This window comes from Thauera sp. JM12B12, assembly GCF_039614725.1.
Lineage (GTDB): Bacteria > Pseudomonadota > Gammaproteobacteria > Burkholderiales > Rhodocyclaceae > Thauera.
Genome location: NZ_CP154859.1, coordinates 391,098 through 408,710 on the forward strand (window position 1 = coordinate 391,098; position 17,613 = coordinate 408,710).

The window sequence follows — 17,613 nt, forward strand, 5'->3', positions numbered from 1 at the left end:
AGGTCGCACCCGCAGGGGCGCGGCCGGCCGGCGCGGACGACCGCGGGGCGGTGGGCGCAGGCTCACCGCCCCGCGGTTCTTTCTTTCAGGCCTGCACCTGCGCTGCGCGCGCGGGCTGCGCGATCGGCAGGCGCACGCGCACGCAGGTGCCGCGACCGCCGCTCGAGTTCGGTTCGCCATCGTCGATGCTGATGCGGCCGCCATGGCTGCGCACGATCTCGCGCGCGATCGACAGGCCGAGCCCGCTGCCGCCGGTCGTGGCACCGAAGTGGCGGTAGAAGCGCTCGAAGACCTGCTCGCGCACCTCGCGCGGAATGCCGGGACCGTCGTCGCTGACCTCGATTACCGCGGCCTCGCCGTCATCGCTGCAGCGCAGCGTGACGCGGCCGCCGGCGCCGCAATACTTCAGCGCGTTGTCCATCAGGTTGGCGATCAGCTCCTGGAGCAACGTCGGATCCCCATGCACCCGCAGCGGCGCGCGGTCGATGCCGAGGTCGATGCCGCGCGCGTCGGCGCGATCCACCCAGTCCTCCACCATGACGTCGATCAGCGCGGCGAGGTCGACCTCGCTCGCGTCGGCGATCAGGCGGTCGCCGGACTCGGCGCGGGCGAGCGCGAGCAGCTGGTTGGCGAGCCGGGTGACGCGGACGACCGACTGGCGCAGGCGCGCGCGCGCGGTGGCGTCCTCGGGCCGGGACTCGAGCAGCTCGAGCTGCATCTGCAGGCCGGCGAGCGGGGTGCGCAGCTGGTGGGCGGCGTCCTGGAGAAACTCGCGCTGCTGCGCGTTGGCGGCGCGCAGTCGCTCGAGCAGGCCGTTGAGCGCGTGCACCACCTCGCGGACCTCATCGGGCACGCCGGCGAGATCGATCGGCGACAGGTCGGCGCCCGAGCGTGCGCGCAGTGAGTCCTCCAGCCGCTCGAGCGGCGCCAGCCCGCTCGGGATGCCGAAGCGCGCCGCCACCGCGGCGGAGATCAGCAGCAGCGCGCCCGCCCAGGCGAAGCCGAGCACCAGCCGATCGATCGCCTCGTCGCGCTTGCCCAGAGTCTCGGCGACGGTGACGTAGAAGCCGCTCGCGCCCTGGCTGCGGAACAGCCTGACCGCACGGATCGGCTGTCCGGCGTGCTCGAGGTCGCCGAACAGCGGCCGGCCGGACGGCGCCGTCGGACGCGTGGCGGCGTCGCGCGTGACGGGTGCGTAGGGCACCGGGATCGCCGCCAGGTTGTCGGTCTCGTCGAGGATCGGCAGCTCGGCGTCGCCGCCGAGCACGCGGCCGTTCTGGTCGCGCACGCGAAAGTAGATGCGGGCGACGGTGTCGGTGCGCAGCACCGCCTCGACTTCGGGCGAGAGCGTCAGGGTGAGACCGTCGGGGGCGGCGTGGACGTGGGTGGCGATGGCCTGCGCGAGGTTCACCAGGTTGCCGTCGTAGGCGTTGCGCACCACCCACTTCGCGCTGCTGTAGGCGACCGCGCCGGCGGTGATGATCAACACCACGGTGGGTGCGGCGAGCGCGCTGAGCAGCTTGCGGCGGAGGCTAATCTGCACCGTCGCGACGCTCCTTGACGCGCTCGAGGCGGTAGCCGAAGCCGCGCACGGTGCGGATGAGCACACCGGCTGCCTCCAGGCGCGGGCGCAGGCGCGAGATGTAGACCTCGAGCGCGTTGCCGCTGCCCTCGCCCTGCAGGCGCTCGCGGGCGACGGTGCGGCCGTCGGCGCGCACGAGCGCTTCGAGGATCTCCCATTCGCGGCCGCTGAGCGCGAGCGCCGCGCCGTCGAGTTCGGCGAGGCGGCCGTCGAGGTCGAGCAGCAGCGGGCCGAAGCTGAGCGCCGGCGCGGACGCGCTGCCGCCGCGACGCAGCACCGCGCGCATGCGGGCGCTGAGTTCGGCGAGCTCGAAGGGCTTGACCAGGTAGTCGTCGGCGCCGAGGTCGAGGCCGTAGATGCGGTCGTCAAGCGCATCGCGCGCGGTGATCAGGATCACCGGCATGCGCTGGCCGCGCTTGCGGATGCGGCGCACCACCTCGTAGCCGCCGAGCCCGGGCAGGCCGAGGTCGAGCAGCACGAGCTCGAAGGCGCTCTCCTGCAGCAAGCGGTCGGCACGCATGCCGTCGGTCTCGACCGTGACCGCGTCGCCCTGGCCGCGCAGGAACTCGGCGATGCCCTCGGCGAGCATCGGATCGTCTTCAACCAGCAGAAGCTTCATGTCGTTTTCGGCGTCCGGCGCGCCGTGGACGCGCGGGCGACGTGCCCTGGCGCGCGCGGCCGGTTTCCTCCCGCGCGCCATGCTAGCGCTTCGCCGCTGCGGGCGCATCGTCCGCGGTCATCGGCGTATCATGGCGGCGTCGATCTTCCGCCGTCCGGGGCGCCGCGCCCCGCCTGCCGCCATGCCAGACAGCCTGCCGCTCGACGCCGCCCAGATCGAGGCCTTCCTGATCGCGACCGGAATCGGTCTGCTGATCGGCCTCGAGCGCGAGCGCGTGCCCTCCGCGCGTGCCGGCCTGCGCACCTTCGCCCTGGTCAGCATGCTCGGCGCGCTGGTGACCATGCTCGGTGAATCGCAGGGCAGCCTGGCGCCCTTCGTCGCCGGGCTGGTGATCGTCGCGCTCACCATCATCGCCGCCTATCTGCGCCATCCCGACCCCTCCGACCCCGGCACCACCTCGGTGGCGGCGCTGGTGGTGTGCTACTGCCTGGGCGCGGCGACCTGGCTCGGCCACGCCCAGCTCGCCGTCATGCTCGCGGTGGCGACCACCGTGCTGCTGTACTTCAAGGCCGAGCTGCGTGGCATGGCGACCCGGCTCGGCGCGCGCGACTGGATCTCGATCCTGCAGTTCGGCGTGCTGTCGCTGGTGATCCTGCCCATCCTGCCGAACGAGGAGATGGGCCCCTACGGTGCGCTCAACCCGCACCAGGTCTGGTGGATGGTGGTGCTGATCGCCGGCGTCAGCCTCGCGGGCTACGCCGCGCTGCAGCTCGTGGGGGTGCGCTACGGCGCCGTCTTCGTCGGCGTGTTCGGCGGGCTGGCTTCGAGTACGGCGACCACGATGCTGTATGCGAGGCAGGCCCGCGAGTTCCCGGCCATGACGGCGATGGCGGCCCTCGTCATCGTGATGGCCAACCTGGTGATGGTGCTGCGGGTGGCGGTCATCGCCACCCTGGTCGCACCCGGGGTGGCGGGCACCCTGGCGCTGATCGTCGCTCCGGCGCTGGTGCTGGGCGCCTTCGCCGCCTTCTGGCACTGGCGGCAGCTGCTCGAGCGCGGCGAAGCGGTGCTGCCGACGACCTCCAACCCCACCGAGCTCAAGACCGCGCTCGGCTTCGGCGCGCTCTATGCCGTGGTGCTGCTGGCCGCCGCCTGGCTGTCGGACTTTGCCGGCAGCCGGGGGCTGTACGTGCTCGCGCTGGTGTCGGGCCTCACCGATGTCGACGCGATCACGCTGTCCAGCCTGCGCCTGTTTGCGCTCGAGCGGCTGGCGCTCGGGGTGACGGTGACCGCGATCGGTATCGCCATGCTCGCCAACCTCGGCTTCAAGCTCGGCATCGCGGTGGCGGTCGGCGGCCGGGCGCTCGGCCTCAAGGCCGTGATCGGCATGGGCGCGGTCGGTCTCGGCCTGGTGGCTGGCATGTTGTGGATCGGGGTCCACAACGGTGCCTGGTGAGGGGTGGGTTGCGGCGGCCCGACTGCAGGCCGCCGCGGGGCCTTCAGCGTCCCGAGCAGTGCCCGCCCGAGGCGGCCTGACCGCTGCCGAAGGCGATCGGCGGCGGCTCGACCCGCACGCTGCCGCTGTGCGCGGTGTCGAGCACGAGCAGGCCGAGCGCCGCCAGCCAGAACAGCGCGAAGCCGGCGCGGAAGATCTTCCTGTTGTCCATGGTCTCCTCCTCAGCCGCCGATGCGGCGCCGGATGCGCACGCCGAAGATGGAGCCCGCGAAGGCGAGTGCGAACCACACCCAGCCATGCAGGCTGGCCGAGGCGATCCCGCCCAGGTAGGCGCCGACGTTGCAGCCGAAGGCCATGCGCGCGCTGTAGCCCATCACCAGTCCGGCGATGGCGGCCGCGGCCAGCCGCCTGCCCGAGGGCAGGTTGAACTCGGCCGGGCCGTTCCAGCGCGAGGCGGCGATGGCGCCGTAGATGAGGCCGATGTTGGTCACCGAGGTGACGTCGGCGAGCACCGGCTCGACCAGGCGCTGCGCATGCGGCGCCACGCCCCAGAAGGCGTCGCCGGACAGGTCCCAGCCGAGTGCGCCCACCAGCTTCGCGCCCCATACGCCCATGCCGTAGACGATGCCCCAGGGCTGGCCCGCGACCAGCAGGTGGAGCAGGTAGAGCACGGCGAGCAGGGCCGCGCCCAGCCACCAGCGCCGGGCCCAGCCGCGCATGGCGGGGGCTGCGGCCGGCGCGGCGGCGACGAAGCTGGCGGTGCCGGCACGGACCAGATCGCGCGCGACCGCCTGCGGTGCGCTCGAAGCGACCCTCGCCCGCCCGCCGCGCGCCGCGCGGCCCGCCGCCAGGGCGACCAGGGCGCAGGCGGCAACGGTGAGGGTGAGCGCGGTCGGCCAGCCGAAGGCGAGCAGATCCACCGCCGGCAGCCCACCGAGCGCGATCCACGCCGGCTGGTGCGAAGCGCCGAGGAAGCTGCCGAAGGCGAAGGTCGGCAGGACGACGAAGGACAGCGGCGAGCCGGCGCCCGCCTTGTACAGGGTGCCCGAGCCGCAGCCGTCGGCCAGCTGCATCGCGGCGCCGAACAGGAAGGCGCCGAGCACCAGGCTGATCGTCAGCGGTGCCACCGCGCCCACGAGCTCCCCGCCGCTGCCGGCGATCAGCGGCAGCGTGAAGACGGCGGCGAGCACCATCAGCAGCATCTGCGCCCACAGGCCCTGCGGGTCGCGGCGCTCGATGAAGTCGCGCCAGCCGGTGGTGAAGCCGAAGCGCGCGCCCTGCAGCACCGCGCCGAAGCCGATGCCGAGCAGGGCGAGCAGACCCTGGCGTACGCCGGCGGCGAGGGTGACCGCGAGCACGCCGGCGAGGCCGCCGCTGATCAGGAAGGTTCGATTGAGCCAGCGCATCGAGGCATCCCCGCCTTACTTGTCGAAGGCGCGCTTGATGTCCTGCACCAGCGCGGTCACGCGCGAGGGCTGGTTCTGCATCGGACGCTCGGCCTGGCTCCATTCGACCACCGAGGCCGGATAGAGCTTGACCGCCTTGTTGCCGGCGATCTCGGACATCACGAACCAGTTGGTCGCCGCCCAGTGGCCGGTGTTGCAGAAGGACACCGCCGGCGCGGCGTCGGCGCCGGACAGTGCGACCAGCGCCTTGAGCTCGCTCGCGGGCTTGAGCGTGGCGCTGTCCTTGGGGAAGAACTGGGCGTTGTCGAAGGACTTGGCGCCGGGCAGCGTGCCGTAGCGCGCGGCCGCATCGACGCGGGCCTCGCCGCTGAAGAAGCGCGGCGGGCGGGCATCGACGAGCAGCGGAGTGCTGCCCGACTGCAGCGCGGCGGCGAGCTCCTCGCTGGTGACGATCTGCTCCTGGTCGTAGCGGTAGCTGAACTGGCTGGGGCTGACCTGCGGGACCGAGGTCTCGAGCGCGCCACCCGCGGCCTTCCAGGCCTTGGTGCCGCCGTCGAGGATGGACAGGCGGGTGAGGCCGCCCACCTTCAGCGTCCAGTACACGCGGGCGGCTGCGCCGAAATCGGTGTGGTCGGTGCCGGCATGGACGACGACGACATGGGTGTCGCGATCGACGCCCGCGGCCTGCAGCAGCTGGGTCAGTGCGGCCTCCGAGGGCAGCTGGCCGGCGTTCTCCTTCGGGCCGCGGTACTTGCCGTAGGGGGTGTTGATGGCGCCGGGGATGTGGCCGGTGGCGTAGTCCTTGTCGGCGCGGATGTCGAGCACGCGCACGCCGGGCTGGCCGAGCAGGGCCTTGAGGTCGGCGCTCTGCAGCAGCGGGGCGGGGGCTGCAAGGGCGGATCCTTGGGGGGCGGCGGTGGCGGCCGCCGGTTGCGCGGCGGGGTTCGCGAGCGCGGGCGACGACAGCGCCAGGCCGCCGGTGGCGAGGGCGAGCGCGAGGGAGAGCGGGGCGAGGGTGCGACGAGTCGTTTGCTTCAGCATGGCGTAATCATCCTCATGAATCGGGCTGGGGCGGTGCGGCGGCGCCGCGCAGGCGCCGGGCGCAGGAAAGGAGGCGGAGAATACGTGAAAGTTATTATTCTCTGAATAACTGTTCGAGCCTTTCGATATAACGGTTGGTTTTTAAAGCAAGGGCCGCGCCGCCCGTGTGGGGCGCGGAACGAACTTGACCGCAGGACCCGGCTCCAACCCCCGTCATCCATTCCAGCGCGCCCCTGCGCCTGCCCCGCGTGAAAACTGCTTCCATTGCCGCGCTTGGCTTCTCCGCCCTGTTTCTGCTGTCCGTGGGCTTGAGCCTGGCCAACGACCCCCGCCCCGCCGAGCCCGGCGAAGCGCGCAGCTGGCGCACGGCCGCGCGCCATTCGGCCGGGATCGCGCCCGACCCCGTGCGCCTCGCCGATACCGCGATCGTGCAGGTCTATGCCGCCGCGACCTACGGCTGGCGCGGCTATTTCGCCGTCCATCCGTGGATCATCTACAAGCGCGCCGGTGACACCGCCTACCGCCGCTACGACGTCATCGGCTGGGGCAGCCGCCCGGTCGTGCGCCGCGACTACGCCGTGCCCGACGGGCTGTGGTTCGGCGCCACCCCCAGCGTCCTGGTCGACCACCGCGGCGAGGGCGTCGACGCGCTGATCGACGACATCGAGGCGGCCATTGAAAGCTACCCCCATGCCGATGAATACCGCAGCTATCCGGGTCCTAACAGCAACACCTTCCTCGCCCACATCGGCCGCGAGGTGCCGGCGCTTCGTCTCGACCTGCCGGCGAACGCGATCGGCAAGGACTACCGGCCGGTGACGCGACCGCTTGGTGTGTCGCCGTCCGGGTCGGGCGTGCAGGTCTCGCTGCTCGGTCTGCTCGGGTTCAGCGTCGGGCTCGAGGAGGGGCTGGAGCTGAATCTGCTGGGACTCAACTTCGGTGTCGACGTGAACAGCCCGGCGCTGCGCCTGCCTGCGATCGGGCGGCTGGGGCTGGAGGACGTGACCGTGTCGCACCGCACCGCCGCCAGCGCCCCGTGAGTGTGTCGATGCGCGCCCGAGGGTGTCCGGTGGGAGGATTCCGGATGCACGGGGGCGAAGGGCGCCTCAGCGCCTTTCGCCCTTTGCCGCGAGGTAGATGCCCACCAGCAGCAGGCTGAAGCCGACGAACTGTAGCGGTGCGAAGCCCTCGCCGAAGATGATGAAGGCCATCAGTGCGCTGCCCACCGGCTCGCCCAGCGTGACCACGGCCACGAAGGTGGCCGAGACGTAGCGCAAGGACCAGTTGTAGGCGGTGTGGCCGAGCAGCTGCGGACCGAGCGCCATCGCCAGCAGGACCAGCCAGGCGGTGTTCGACAGCGTGAACAGCGCGACACCGCCTGCGCCGCTGGCGGCGAACAGGAACAGCGCCGCGGCGCCGTAGGCGAGCCAGATGTAGGCCGGCAGCCCCAGCCCGGCGCGCAGGCGGCGGCCGATGAGCAGGTAGGCGGAAAAGCACCAGCTGCCGACGAGCGCGAGCAGGTTGCCGAGCATCGGGTCGCTGCCTGCACTGGCGCTCTGGCTGTCGCTCCAGAAGATGAACAGGCTGCCGGCGAAGGACAGCGCGATGCCGCCGATCATCATCTTCGTGGGCGTCTCGCGGAAGAGCAGGAAGGAGGCGAGGCCGATCCACAGCGGATTGGTGGTGACGAGCGCGGTGCTCGAGGCCACCGAGGTGTATTCGAGCGAGCTGATCCAGGTGGCGAAATGCATCGCGAGGAAGAGGCCGGCGGCGAGCGCCATGCCGATCTGCCTGCGGGTGAGGCGGGCGAGCTCGTGGCGCGACTGCAGGAAGGCGACCGGGGTGATGATGAGCGCGGCGAAGCCGAGCCGCCAGGTGGCGACGGCGAGCGAGCTGACGCCTTCGGCCTGGGCGAGGCGGGCGAAGATGGCGCCGAAGGAGATCGCGGTGAGGCCGATGCCGAGGACGACGAAGGGGAGCCAGCGGGCGGGTTGGGGGGAGTGGGTCATCGGGAGAGGGGCGTGGTTGATGATGCGTGTGCGGCTACGGCCCGGTGCGGGCGGGCTCGGAGGTGCGCGGCTTCGATCCGGCCGGGCGGCGAAGCGGGTGGCGCCGCCTGCATTCGCGGCCTGCGGCTGCCCTCGGCGAAAGCCGGCGCGGGGGCGGCGACGCAAACTCGGCGCTGCGCGCCTCGGACATGCGTCGCCTTGATTCCCCCGTGCCGGCTTTCGCCTCGGCGCTCATGAAGTTGGCGCCACCCGCCCCGCCGCCCGGCCTTGCGCCGGCGGTGAGTTGGCGCTTGCTGATTATCGCCTCTTAGGCGTGGCCGCCCTCCAGGTAGGCGGCGCGTACCTCGGGACTGGCCAGCAGTTCGGCGCCGGTGCCGGCGAGGGTGATCTCGCCGTGCTGCAGTACGTAGCCGCGGTCGGCGACGCGCAGGGCCTGGTTGGCGTTCTGCTCGACGAGCAGGATGGTCATGCCGTGGTCGCGGTTGAGCTCCTTGACGATCTGGAAGATCTTGCGGATGTAGATCGGCGCCAGCCCGAGCGAGGGCTCGTCGAGCAGGAGCAGCTTGGGCCGGCTCATCAGCGCGCGGCCGATCGCCAGCATCTGCTGCTCGCCGCCCGACAGCGTGCCGGCGCGCTGCGCCTGGCGTTCCTGCAGGATCGGGAACATGGCGAACACGCGCGCGGTGTCGGCGGCGTAGTTGGCGGGGTCGGCGTGGGCGGTGCCCATCTGCAGGTTCTCGATCACCGTCATGCGCGGGAAGATGCGCCGGCCCTCGGGCACCAGGGCGATGCCGCGGCGGGCGATCTCGTGCGTGTGCACGCGGGTGATGTCCTCGCCGTCGAACACGATGCGCCCGGCGCTGGCCTTGGGGTTGCCGAACAGGCTCATCATCAGCGTCGACTTGCCGGCGCCGTTGGCACCGATCAGGGTGACGATCTCGCCGACCTGGACCTCGACGTCGATGCCGCGCAGCGCGTGGATGTGGCCGTAATGGGCGTGCACGCCCTCCATCTTGAGCATCATGCTGCGGCCCCTCCCGTCACTTCCTCTTCCTCGTCCTCGCCCAGGTAGGCCTTGATCACCTGCGGGTCGTGCTTGACCTGCTCCGGCGTGCCCTCGGCGATCTTGCGTCCATAGCTGATCACGCCGATGTGATCCGACACGTTCATCACCACGCTCATGTCGTGCTCGATCAGCAGGATGGCGATGCCCAGTTCGCCGCACAGGTAGAGCAGCAGCTCGTTGAGTTCGGCGGACTCGCGCGGGTTGAGGCCGGCGGCCGGCTCGTCCAGACACAGCAGCACCGGGTCGACGCACAGCGCGCGCGCGATCTCGATGCGGCGCTGGATGCCGTAGGGCAGATCGCCCGCGGCGTGGTCGGCGAGGTGGGTGAGCTTGAGGCGCTCGAGCCACATCGCCGCGCGCTCGATCGCCTCGCGCTCGGCCTGGCGGTAGCCGGGCAGCTTGAAGAGACCGGCGATGGAGAACTTCGAGGCGCGCTGCAGCACGTTGTGCTGGGCGACGATCAGGTTCTCGAGCACCGTCATCTTCGGGAACAGGCGGATGTTCTGGAAGGTGCGCACCACCTGGGCGTCGCGCGCGACGCGGTGGCTGGGCAGGGCCTCCAGGCGCATCTCGCCATGTCTGGGATGAGCCAGGCGCAGCGTGCCGGTGGTGGGCTTGTAGAAGCCGGTGAGGCAGTTGAACAGCGTGGTCTTGCCGGCGCCGTTGGGGCCGATGATGCCGGTGATCTTGCCTGCCGGCACCTCCAGCGAGAGGTCGTCGATCGCGGTCAGACCGCCGAAGCGCATGGTCAGGTTGCGCACCGAGAGCAGGGTGGCGGGCGTGTTCATCGCGCAGCCTCCTTGGTGGCACCAGCCTTGCCGAGCGCGTTCAGACGTACGGTGGGTTCGCGGTGGGCGAGCAGGCCGCCCGGGCGCCACACCATGATCAGCACCATCGCCAGGCCGAACAGCAGCATGCGGTACTCGGCGAAGTTGCGCCCGAACTCGGGGATCAGCACCAGCAGCGTCGCCGCCAGCACCACGCCCATCTGCGAGCCCATGCCGCCGAGCACGACGATGGCGAGGATGATCGCCGACTCGGTGAAGGTGAAGCTCTCGGGCGAGATGAAGCCCTGGCGCGCGGCGAAGAACACCCCGGCGAAGCCGCCCAGCATGGCGCCGATGGCGAACGCGGAGAGCTTGATGTTGGTGGTGTTCATGCCCATCGCCTGGCAGGCGATCTCGTCCTCGCGCAGCGCCTCCCAGGCGCGCCCCACCGGCAGCTTGCGCAGCCGCGACACGAAGGCGTGGGTGAGGAGCGCCAGCACCAGGATCAGGTAGTAGAGGAAGATCAGCCGGTGCATGGCCGAGAACTCCAGCCCGAAGAAGCTGGCGAAGGTCTGGCTGCCTTCCGGCGCGCTGCGGGTGAACTCCAGGCCGAAGAAGCTCGGCCGCGGGATCGAGCTGATGCCGTTGGGCCCGCCCGAGAACTCGGTCCAGTTCACCAGGATGATGCGGATGATCTCGCCGAAGCCCAGCGTGACGATGGCGAGGTAGTCGCCGCGCAGGCGCAGGATCGGGTAGCCGAGCAGGATGCCGAAGGTCGCGGCCATCGCGCCCGACACCGGCAGCGCCTCCCAGAAGCTCCAGCCGAACTGGGTCGACAGCAGCGCGTAGGAGTAGGCGCCCACCGCGTAGAAGGCGACGTAGCCGAGGTCGAGCAGACCGGCCAGGCCGACGACCACGTTCAAGCCCCAGCCCAGCATCACGTAGATCAGCACCGTGGTGGCGGTGTCGACCACGTAGCGGTTGTCGGAGAACACGATCGGCAGCGCGATCGATGCGCCGAGCGCGACCCAGCCGAGCACATTCACCACGCGTTGCGCGCCGTGGGCGCGGTCGGCGGCGGTGGCGGTGCTGGCGCGGTCGCGTTCCTGCTTGCGGTGGCGCGCCTGGTCGATCGCCCAGCGCAGCAGCAGGCGGCCGGCGAACACCGCGGCCACCGCCGCGGCGAGCAGGCCGAAGCGGGTCTCCACCCCGAGCCGGCCGCCCACGTCCACGGTGGTGAGGCCGATCAGCGGAATGCCCAGGATGAGGCCGACGAAGGCCACCCAGCCGGCGTCGCGCAGGCGCTCGGCAGGCGTCATCGCGTGACGCGCAAAGACGACGGCGCTCATCAGACCTTCTCCACTTCAGGCCGGCCGAGCAGGCCGGAGGGGCGCAGCATCAGCACCAGGCACAGGATGCCGAAGGTGGCGACGTCCTTGTATTCCGCCCACAGGTAGGCGGCCCAGAAGGACTCGATGAGGCCGATCAGCAGCCCGCCCAGCATCGCTCCCGGCAGCGAGCCGATGCCCCCCAGCACCGCCGCGGTGAAGGCCTTGATGCCGGCGAGGAAGCCGATGAAGAAATCGACCACGCCGTAGTACACCGTCACCATCACCCCGGCCACCGCGGCGAGCGCCGCGCCGAGCATGAAGGTGAAGGAGATCGTGCGATCCACATTGACCCCGAGCAGCGACGCCATGGTGCGGTCCTGCTCGCAGGCGCGCTGCTGGCGGCCGAAGGGGGTCTGCGTGATCATCCAGGTGAAGGCGCTCATCAGGATCACGGTGGTGACGATGATCAGCATCTGGCTCCAGCCGATCTGCACCGTGAAGCCCGGCGCGTCCCACAGCACGATGCCGCCCTCGAGCACCGGCGGGATGGGCTTCACGCGCGCGCCCTGGGTGAGCTGCACGCTGTTCTGCAGGAAGATCGACATGCCGATCGCCGAGATCAGCGGCGCCAGCCGGGTCGAGCCGCGCAGCGGGCGGTAGGCGGTGCGCTCCACCGCCCAGCCGTAGGCCGAGGTGAAGAAGATCGACACGATCAGCACGAAGGTCAGCGCGAGCGGGATCGAGGTCACGTCGGCCGCGGCGAGGATCGTGAACGCGGTGACCGCGATGAACGCGCTCACCATGAAGATGTCGCCATGGGCGAAGTTGATCATGCCGATGATGCCGTACACCATCGTGTAGCCGATGGCGATCAGGCCGTACATGGCGCCGAGCGTGAGCCCGTTGATCAGTTGTTGAAGGGCGTAGGCCACGATGTCTCCTGCGGTGGCGTCGCTGGGCGACTGGCAGTGTTGTTTTGGGCGGGAGCGAAAGCGAGCGAATGAGGGAGCGCGTGAGAGCAGCCACCGTGGGAGCGGGCTTGCCCGCGAAAGCGGAGCATGACGGCCGGATTCGCGGGCAAGCCCGCTCCCACGGTGATCGCCCCACGGCGCGGCGCCGCAGCCTTTCAGGGCTGGCGTGGGCGCCGCGGGGCCGGAGGCTTACTGCGCGTAGTCGTACTGGCCGCCCTTCCAGCGGTACACCACGAAGCCGGGCGCCTTCTGGTCGCCCTTGGCGTCGAAGGACAGGTGGCCGATCACGGTCTTGAAGGTGCCGCCGCGCATCGCCTTCTCGAGGTCGGCGTACTTGGTGCTCTTGGCTGCGGTGGCGGCCTGCTCGAAGAGCTGCATCGCGGCGTAGGCATAGAGCACGTAGCCTTCCGGCTCGGTCTTGGCGGCGCGGAACTTCTCCACCACCGGGGCGGCGTCCGGGTTCTTGCGCGGGTCGGGCGAGAACGTGAACATCACGTTGTCGGCGGCGGGGCCGGCGGCGGTGACGAGCTCGGAGTTGGTCATCGTGTCGCCACCCATCACGGTGAGCTGCAGGCCGGCGGCCTGCGCCTGGCGCAGGATCAGCGCGACCTCGGTGTGGTAGCCGCCGTAGGCCATCACTTCGACGCCGGCTTGCTTGAGCTTGGTGACCAGGCCCGAGTAGTCCTTCTCGCCGGCGGTGATGGATTCGCGCAGCGTCGGCTTGAGGCCCTTGCCGTCCATCGCCTTCGCCATCTCGTCGGCCAGGCCCTTGCCGTAGGCGCTCTTGTCATCCACCACGGCGACCTTCTTGCCCGCGAACTTCTCGGCGATGTAGCTGCCCGCGACCATGCCCTGCTGGTCGTCACGACCCATGATGCGGAAGATGTTGTTCAGCCCGCGCTCGGTCACCTGCGGGTTGGTGGAGACCGTGGCCATCGGGATGTCGGCCTCGACATAGACCTCGGAGGCCGGGATCGTCGAGCTCGAGCACCAGTGGCCGTGCATGAACACGATGCCCTTGTTGACCATGGTGTTGGCCACCGACACGGCCTGCTTCGGATCGCAGGCGTCGTCGCCGACCTCGAGCTTGAGCTTTTCCCCGAGCACGCCGCCGCGGGCGTTGATGTCGGCGATCGCCATCTCCGCGCCCTTGCGGATCTGGTCGCCGGCCGAGGCGTACTGGCCGGTCATCGGGCCGGCGATGGCGACCGAGAGGTCGGCCAGGGCCGAGGTGGAGAAGCCGCCGAGGGCGAGGACGGCGGTGGCGAGCAGGGTCTTCTTCATGAAACGTCTCCTTCGTGGCTGTGGTTTTTGCCTTGGTCGGGGCCGACGGTACCGTGAGGGGCCGTCAGCGCCCGGCAAAGGTAAGCGAATTTTTCAGTCTTGCCATCCGTGATGGCCCTAGCAGAGGCGCCACGTTCGCGGGCAAGCCCGCTCCCGCAGCAGGCCCCCGGACGAGTTGGCTCCCCTGGCAAGTCAGGCGCCCATCGCCATCAGGCTGGCATTGCCACCCGCGGCGGCGGTGTTGATCGACAGCGTGCGTTCATGGACGAGCCGGCTCAGGTCGTAGTCGGGCGTCGGCTGCAGCAGCTGCAGGATCGGGCCCCGGCGCGACGCGACGCGCACGCGCAGCGCGTCGGCCTCGGTCTCGCTGCCGTCGAACAGCACCGCACCGAGCGTCTTGTCGAACCAGGCCGCGTCCACGCGGACATGGCCGCGCACGGGTTCGGGCAGGGCCGCATGCACCGCGCGCGTGGCCGGGGTGTCGGCGAGCAGCAGGCGGTTGCCGCTGGCGAGCGCGGTCATCACCTGGTGCAGCACGCCCATGGCGCTGTCCGCCACGCCGGCGATGGTGCCGCGCGCGGTGAAGCGCAGGCTGTCGTCCTCGCCGGTGGGGCCGGGGAGCGCCAGGCGCAGGCCGCTGAGGCGGCGCGCGCGGCAGGCGTCGGCGCGGTCGCGCAGCGCGGCGAGTTCGTCGCCCTCGAGCAGGCTGCGGCCGGCGCCGTCGAGCCATTCCAGGAAGGCGGCGCGCGCGGCGTCGGCGGCGCGCGTCTCGTCGCCCTCGGTGACCGCGAGCGCGCCGTCGGCCAGCACCGGGCCGGGCGTGCGTGCGAGCAGGCGGTGCAGGTAGAGCGGCCCGCCGGCCTTGGGGCCGGTGCCCGACAGGCCTTCGCCGCCGAAGGGCTGCACGCCCACCACCGCGCCGATGATGTTGCGGTTCACATACAGGTTGCCGACATGGGCGCGCGCGGCGACGCGCTCGACGGTCTCGTCGATGCGGGTGTGTACGCCCATGGTGAGGCCGTAGCCGCTGGCGTTGATGGCGTCGATCAGGTCGTCGAGCTCGGACGCGCGGTAGCGCAGCACGTGCAGGATGGGGCCGAACTGCTCGCGGCCGAGCTCGGACAAGGCGCCGATCTCGATGATGGTCGGCGCGACGAAGGTGCCGTGCGCGCACTCGGCGGGCAGCGGCAGGCGGGTGACGCGGGCGCCCCTGGCCTGCATCGCGGCGACGTGGGCCTCCAGCCCGTCGCGCGCCTCGGCATCGATGACCGGGCCGATGTCGACCCGGACGTCCGCCGGGTTGCCCAGGCGCAGCTCGGCGAGTGCGCCCTGCAGCATGTGCAGCACGCCGTCGGCGATGTCCTGCTGCAGGCACAGCACGCGCAGCGCCGAGCAGCGCTGGCCAGCGGAGTCGAAGGCGGAGGCGAGCACGTCGCCGACCACCTGCTCGGGCAGCGCGGTGGAATCCACGATCATCGCGTTCTGGCCGCCGGTTTCGGCGATCAGCGGGATGTTGCCGCCGCGCGCGGCGAGCTGGCGGTTGATCAGCGCGGCGACCTCGGTGGAGCCGGTGAACATCACGCCGCGCACGCGCGCATCGGCGACCAGCGCGGCGCCGACGGTCTCGCCGCGGCCGGGTAGCAGTTGTAGCGCCGCCGGCGGAATTCCGGCCTCGTGCAGCAGGCGCACGGCGAGCGCGGCGATCAGCGGGGTCTGCTCGGCCGGCTTGGCGAGCACCGGGTTGCCGGCGGCCAGCGCGGCGGCGACCTGGCCGCTGAAGATGGCGAGCGGGAAGTTCCACGGGCTGATGCACAGCACCGGGCCGAGCGGCACGTGGCTGGCGGGGTCGAAGCTGCGCGCCTGCTGGGCGTAGTAGCGCAGGAAGTCGACCGCCTCGCGCAGCTCGGCGACCGCGTTCGCCCACGACTTGCCGGCCTCGCGCACGGCGAGCGCGAGCAGGGTGTCGGCGTGGCGCTCGAACAGCTCGGCGGCGCGCTCGAGGCGGGCGCTGCGGGTGGCGGCCGGGGTCGCGGCCCACTCGGACGCGGCCACGCTGGCGGCGGCGAGCGCCTGCGCGATGTCCCCGGGCTGCGCTTCGGCGACACCGCCGACGAGCTCGCCACGGTCGGCCGGGTTGGCGACCGGGGCGACCGCTGCCGGCACCGCGTTGCGGCCGGCGACGATCGGTCCGGCGGCGAAGGGCGTGGTGCGCGAGGCGGCGAGCGCGGCGGCGATGCGGGCGCGCACCGCCTCGCTGGCGAGGTCATGGCCGGTGGAGTTGGCGCGCTGTGCGCCGAACAGATCGACCGGTAGCGGGATCTTCGGATGCGGCGCGCCGGCGAGCGCGGCGGCCTGCTCCACCGGGTCGGCGATCAGTTCTTCCACCGGCACGCGCTCGTCGACGATGCGGTTCACGAAGCTGGTGTTGGCGCCGTTCTCGAGCAGGCGGCGCACCAGGTAGGCGAGCAGGGTCTCGTGGCTGCCCACCGGCGCGTAGATGCGCACCAGGCGATGGCGGTCGGCGCGGCCGACGATCTGGTCGTAGAGCGGCTCGCCCATGCCGTGCAGGCACTGGAACTCGTAGTCGCCCGGCTGCCAGGCGCGGCCGTCGGCAGCCGCGAGGTGGAAGATCGCCGCCAGCGAGTGGGCGTTGTGGGTGGCGAACTGCGGGTAGATGACGTCGCGCGCGGCGAGCAGCTTCTTTGCGCAGGCGAGGTAGGAGACGTCGGTGTAGACCTTGCGGGTGTACACCGGGTAGCCGGCCAGCCCGTCGATCTGGGCGCGCTTGATCTCGGCGTCCCAGTAGGCGCCCTTGACCAGGCGCACCATCATGCGCTGGCCGCCGCGCCGCGCCAGGTCGATGACGCAGTCGAGCACCTGCGGCGCGCGCTTCTGGTAGGCCTGCACCACGAAGCCCAGCCCGGTCCAGCCGGCGAGCGCGTCGTCGAGCGCGAGCGCCTCGAGCAGGTCGAGCGAGATGTCGAGGCGGTCGGCTTCCTCGGCGTCGATGTTGAGGCCGATGTCGTGGCGCTTGGCCTGCAGGCACAGGGTCTTCAGCTTCGGCAGCAGCTCGGCCAGCACGCGCTCGCGCTGCGACCAGGTGTAGCGCGGGTGCAGGGCCGAGAGCTTCACCGAGATGCCGTTGCCGTCGACCACGCCGCGACCGCGCGAGGCCACGCCGATGGCCTGGATGGCGCGCTCGTAGTCGCGGAAGTAGCGCTCGGCATCGGTCGCGGTCATCGCCGCCTCGCCGAGCATGTCGAAGGAGTAGCGGTAGCCTTGCTTCTCGTGCTCGCGACCGCGCTTGAGGGCCTCGTCGATGTCGCGGCCGGTGACGAACTGCTCGCCGAGCATGCGCATCGCCAGGTCCATGCCCTTGCGGATCAGCGGCTCGCCGCCGCGCGCCACCAGGCGGGTGAGCGCCGAGGACAGGCCTTCCTCGCTGCTGGTCGACACCAGCCGGCCGGTGATCAGCAAGCCCCAGGTCGCCGCATTGACGAACAGCGAGGGGCTGTTGCCGATGTGGGCGCGCCAGTCGCCGTCGGCGAGCTTGTCGCGGATCAGGCGGTCGGCGGTGGCCTTGTCGGGCACGCGCAGCAGGGCCTCGGCCAGGCACATCAGCGCCACCCCCTCCTGGCTGGAGAGCGAGAACTCCTTCATCAGCGCATCGACACCCGAGGAGCGCGTACGGGTGGCGCGCAGCCCGGTGACGAGGTCGTGGGCGAGCGTGCGCACCGGTTCGCGCAGGGCCTCGGGCAGGCGCGCGGCCTCGACCAGGGGCGGGACGCAGACCGGCTCGGGCGTGCGCCAGGCGGCGTCGATCGCGCTCCGCAGCGCATTGCGCGGCGCGGCCGGCAAGGCGGCCGCGACGGCATCGACAGCCGATGGGCTGGAGGCATTCGACAAGGTGTTCGAGGTCACGGCCGGGCACTCCTGGGGCGGGACGGGCGCCCCGGCGAGGGCGCGGCGAAGGGTGGGGAGGGTTCGATGCCCGGGGCGCACTCGGCGCTGACCGAACGGCCGAATTCTTCGCGAAAAGGCGTAGTTTATGGCTCCAAAATTTGCATCTATAGAGCCATAA

At 71.2% G+C, this 17,613-nt stretch carries 14 protein-coding genes; 2 read left to right on the forward strand and 12 right to left on the reverse strand.

Annotated features, from left to right (window positions below):
- Nucleotides 1–85: 85 nt before the first annotated feature.
- Both AAG895_RS01685 and AAG895_RS01690 read right to left on the reverse strand, forming a co-directional pair.
- Nucleotides 86–1,543, reverse strand: coding sequence for a sensor histidine kinase (locus AAG895_RS01685; RefSeq protein ID WP_345793838.1), 1,458 nt, complete (start codon nucleotides 1,541–1,543; stop codon nucleotides 86–88).
- Entirely contained in the window at nucleotides 1,533–2,201 is a 669-nt protein-coding gene (locus AAG895_RS01690; RefSeq protein WP_345793839.1) for a response regulator transcription factor, read from the reverse strand. The genes AAG895_RS01685 and AAG895_RS01690 overlap by 11 nt, the downstream gene beginning before the upstream one ends.
- Before the next feature lie 181 nt (nucleotides 2,202–2,382).
- On the opposite strand from AAG895_RS01690, the gene AAG895_RS01695 reads away from it, so the two are divergent.
- Nucleotides 2,383–3,657 carry an MgtC/SapB family protein gene (locus AAG895_RS01695; protein ID WP_345793840.1) on the forward strand — a complete coding sequence of 425 codons (1,275 nt, stop codon included), beginning with the start codon at nucleotides 2,383–2,385 and terminating at the stop codon, nucleotides 3,655–3,657.
- Between the two features lie 43 nt (nucleotides 3,658–3,700).
- Here AAG895_RS01695 and AAG895_RS01700 read toward each other — a convergent pair whose 3' ends face one another.
- Genes AAG895_RS01700 through AAG895_RS01710 form a run of 3 tightly spaced genes read right to left on the reverse strand, consistent with a single transcriptional unit; the run spans nucleotide 3,701 to nucleotide 6,104 of the window.
- Nucleotides 3,701–3,868 (reverse strand): hypothetical protein, encoded by a 168-nt coding sequence (locus AAG895_RS01700; protein WP_345793841.1) that lies wholly within the window; start codon nucleotides 3,866–3,868, stop codon nucleotides 3,701–3,703.
- A gap of 10 nt (nucleotides 3,869–3,878) precedes the next feature.
- On the reverse strand, nucleotides 3,879–5,063 hold the full coding sequence (locus AAG895_RS01705; protein WP_345793842.1) for a YeeE/YedE family protein: 1,185 nt from the start codon (nucleotides 5,061–5,063) through the stop codon (nucleotides 3,879–3,881).
- A 15-nt stretch (nucleotides 5,064–5,078) separates the two neighbouring features.
- Nucleotides 5,079–6,104 carry a rhodanese-like domain-containing protein gene (locus tag AAG895_RS01710; RefSeq protein ID WP_345793843.1) on the reverse strand — a complete coding sequence of 342 codons (1,026 nt, stop codon included), beginning with the start codon at nucleotides 6,102–6,104 and terminating at the stop codon, nucleotides 5,079–5,081.
- 248 nt (nucleotides 6,105–6,352) lie between these two features.
- On the opposite strand from AAG895_RS01710, the gene AAG895_RS01715 reads away from it, so the two are divergent.
- On the forward strand, nucleotides 6,353–7,144 hold the full coding sequence (locus tag AAG895_RS01715; RefSeq protein ID WP_345793844.1) for a DUF3750 domain-containing protein: 792 nt from the start codon (nucleotides 6,353–6,355) through the stop codon (nucleotides 7,142–7,144).
- A 66-nt stretch (nucleotides 7,145–7,210) separates the two neighbouring features.
- Here the strand turns inward: AAG895_RS01715 and AAG895_RS01720 are convergent, their stop codons facing one another.
- The 7 genes from AAG895_RS01720 to putA form a co-directional block, all read right to left on the reverse strand.
- Nucleotides 7,211–8,113 (reverse strand): DMT family transporter, encoded by a 903-nt coding sequence (locus AAG895_RS01720; RefSeq protein ID WP_345793845.1) that lies wholly within the window; start codon nucleotides 8,111–8,113, stop codon nucleotides 7,211–7,213.
- A 307-nt stretch (nucleotides 8,114–8,420) separates the two neighbouring features.
- A complete protein-coding gene (locus tag AAG895_RS01725) occupies nucleotides 8,421–9,134 on the reverse strand; it encodes an ABC transporter ATP-binding protein (protein ID WP_345795353.1) in 714 nt (237 codons plus the stop codon).
- A complete protein-coding gene (locus tag AAG895_RS01730) occupies nucleotides 9,134–9,967 on the reverse strand; it encodes an ATP-binding cassette domain-containing protein (RefSeq protein ID WP_345793846.1) in 834 nt (277 codons plus the stop codon). The genes AAG895_RS01725 and AAG895_RS01730 overlap by 1 nt, the downstream gene beginning before the upstream one ends.
- The gene (livM, locus tag AAG895_RS01735) at nucleotides 9,964–11,295 is read right to left on the reverse strand and encodes a high-affinity branched-chain amino acid ABC transporter permease LivM (protein ID WP_345793847.1); all 1,332 of its coding nucleotides are present in this window, start codon (nucleotides 11,293–11,295) and stop codon (nucleotides 9,964–9,966) included. The genes AAG895_RS01730 and livM overlap by 4 nt, the downstream gene beginning before the upstream one ends.
- A complete protein-coding gene (locus AAG895_RS01740; protein ID WP_320364145.1) occupies nucleotides 11,295–12,209 on the reverse strand; it encodes a branched-chain amino acid ABC transporter permease LivH in 915 nt (304 codons plus the stop codon). The genes livM and AAG895_RS01740 overlap by 1 nt, the downstream gene beginning before the upstream one ends.
- Before the next feature lie 228 nt (nucleotides 12,210–12,437).
- Nucleotides 12,438–13,532: a branched-chain amino acid ABC transporter substrate-binding protein gene (locus AAG895_RS01745; RefSeq protein ID WP_345793848.1), complete on the reverse strand. Its 1,095-nt coding sequence runs from the start codon at nucleotides 13,530–13,532 to the stop codon at nucleotides 12,438–12,440.
- A 192-nt stretch (nucleotides 13,533–13,724) separates the two neighbouring features.
- A complete protein-coding gene (putA, locus tag AAG895_RS01750; protein ID WP_345793849.1) occupies nucleotides 13,725–17,453 on the reverse strand; it encodes a trifunctional transcriptional regulator/proline dehydrogenase/L-glutamate gamma-semialdehyde dehydrogenase in 3,729 nt (1,242 codons plus the stop codon).
- Between the last annotated feature and the right edge of the window lie 160 nt (nucleotides 17,454–17,613).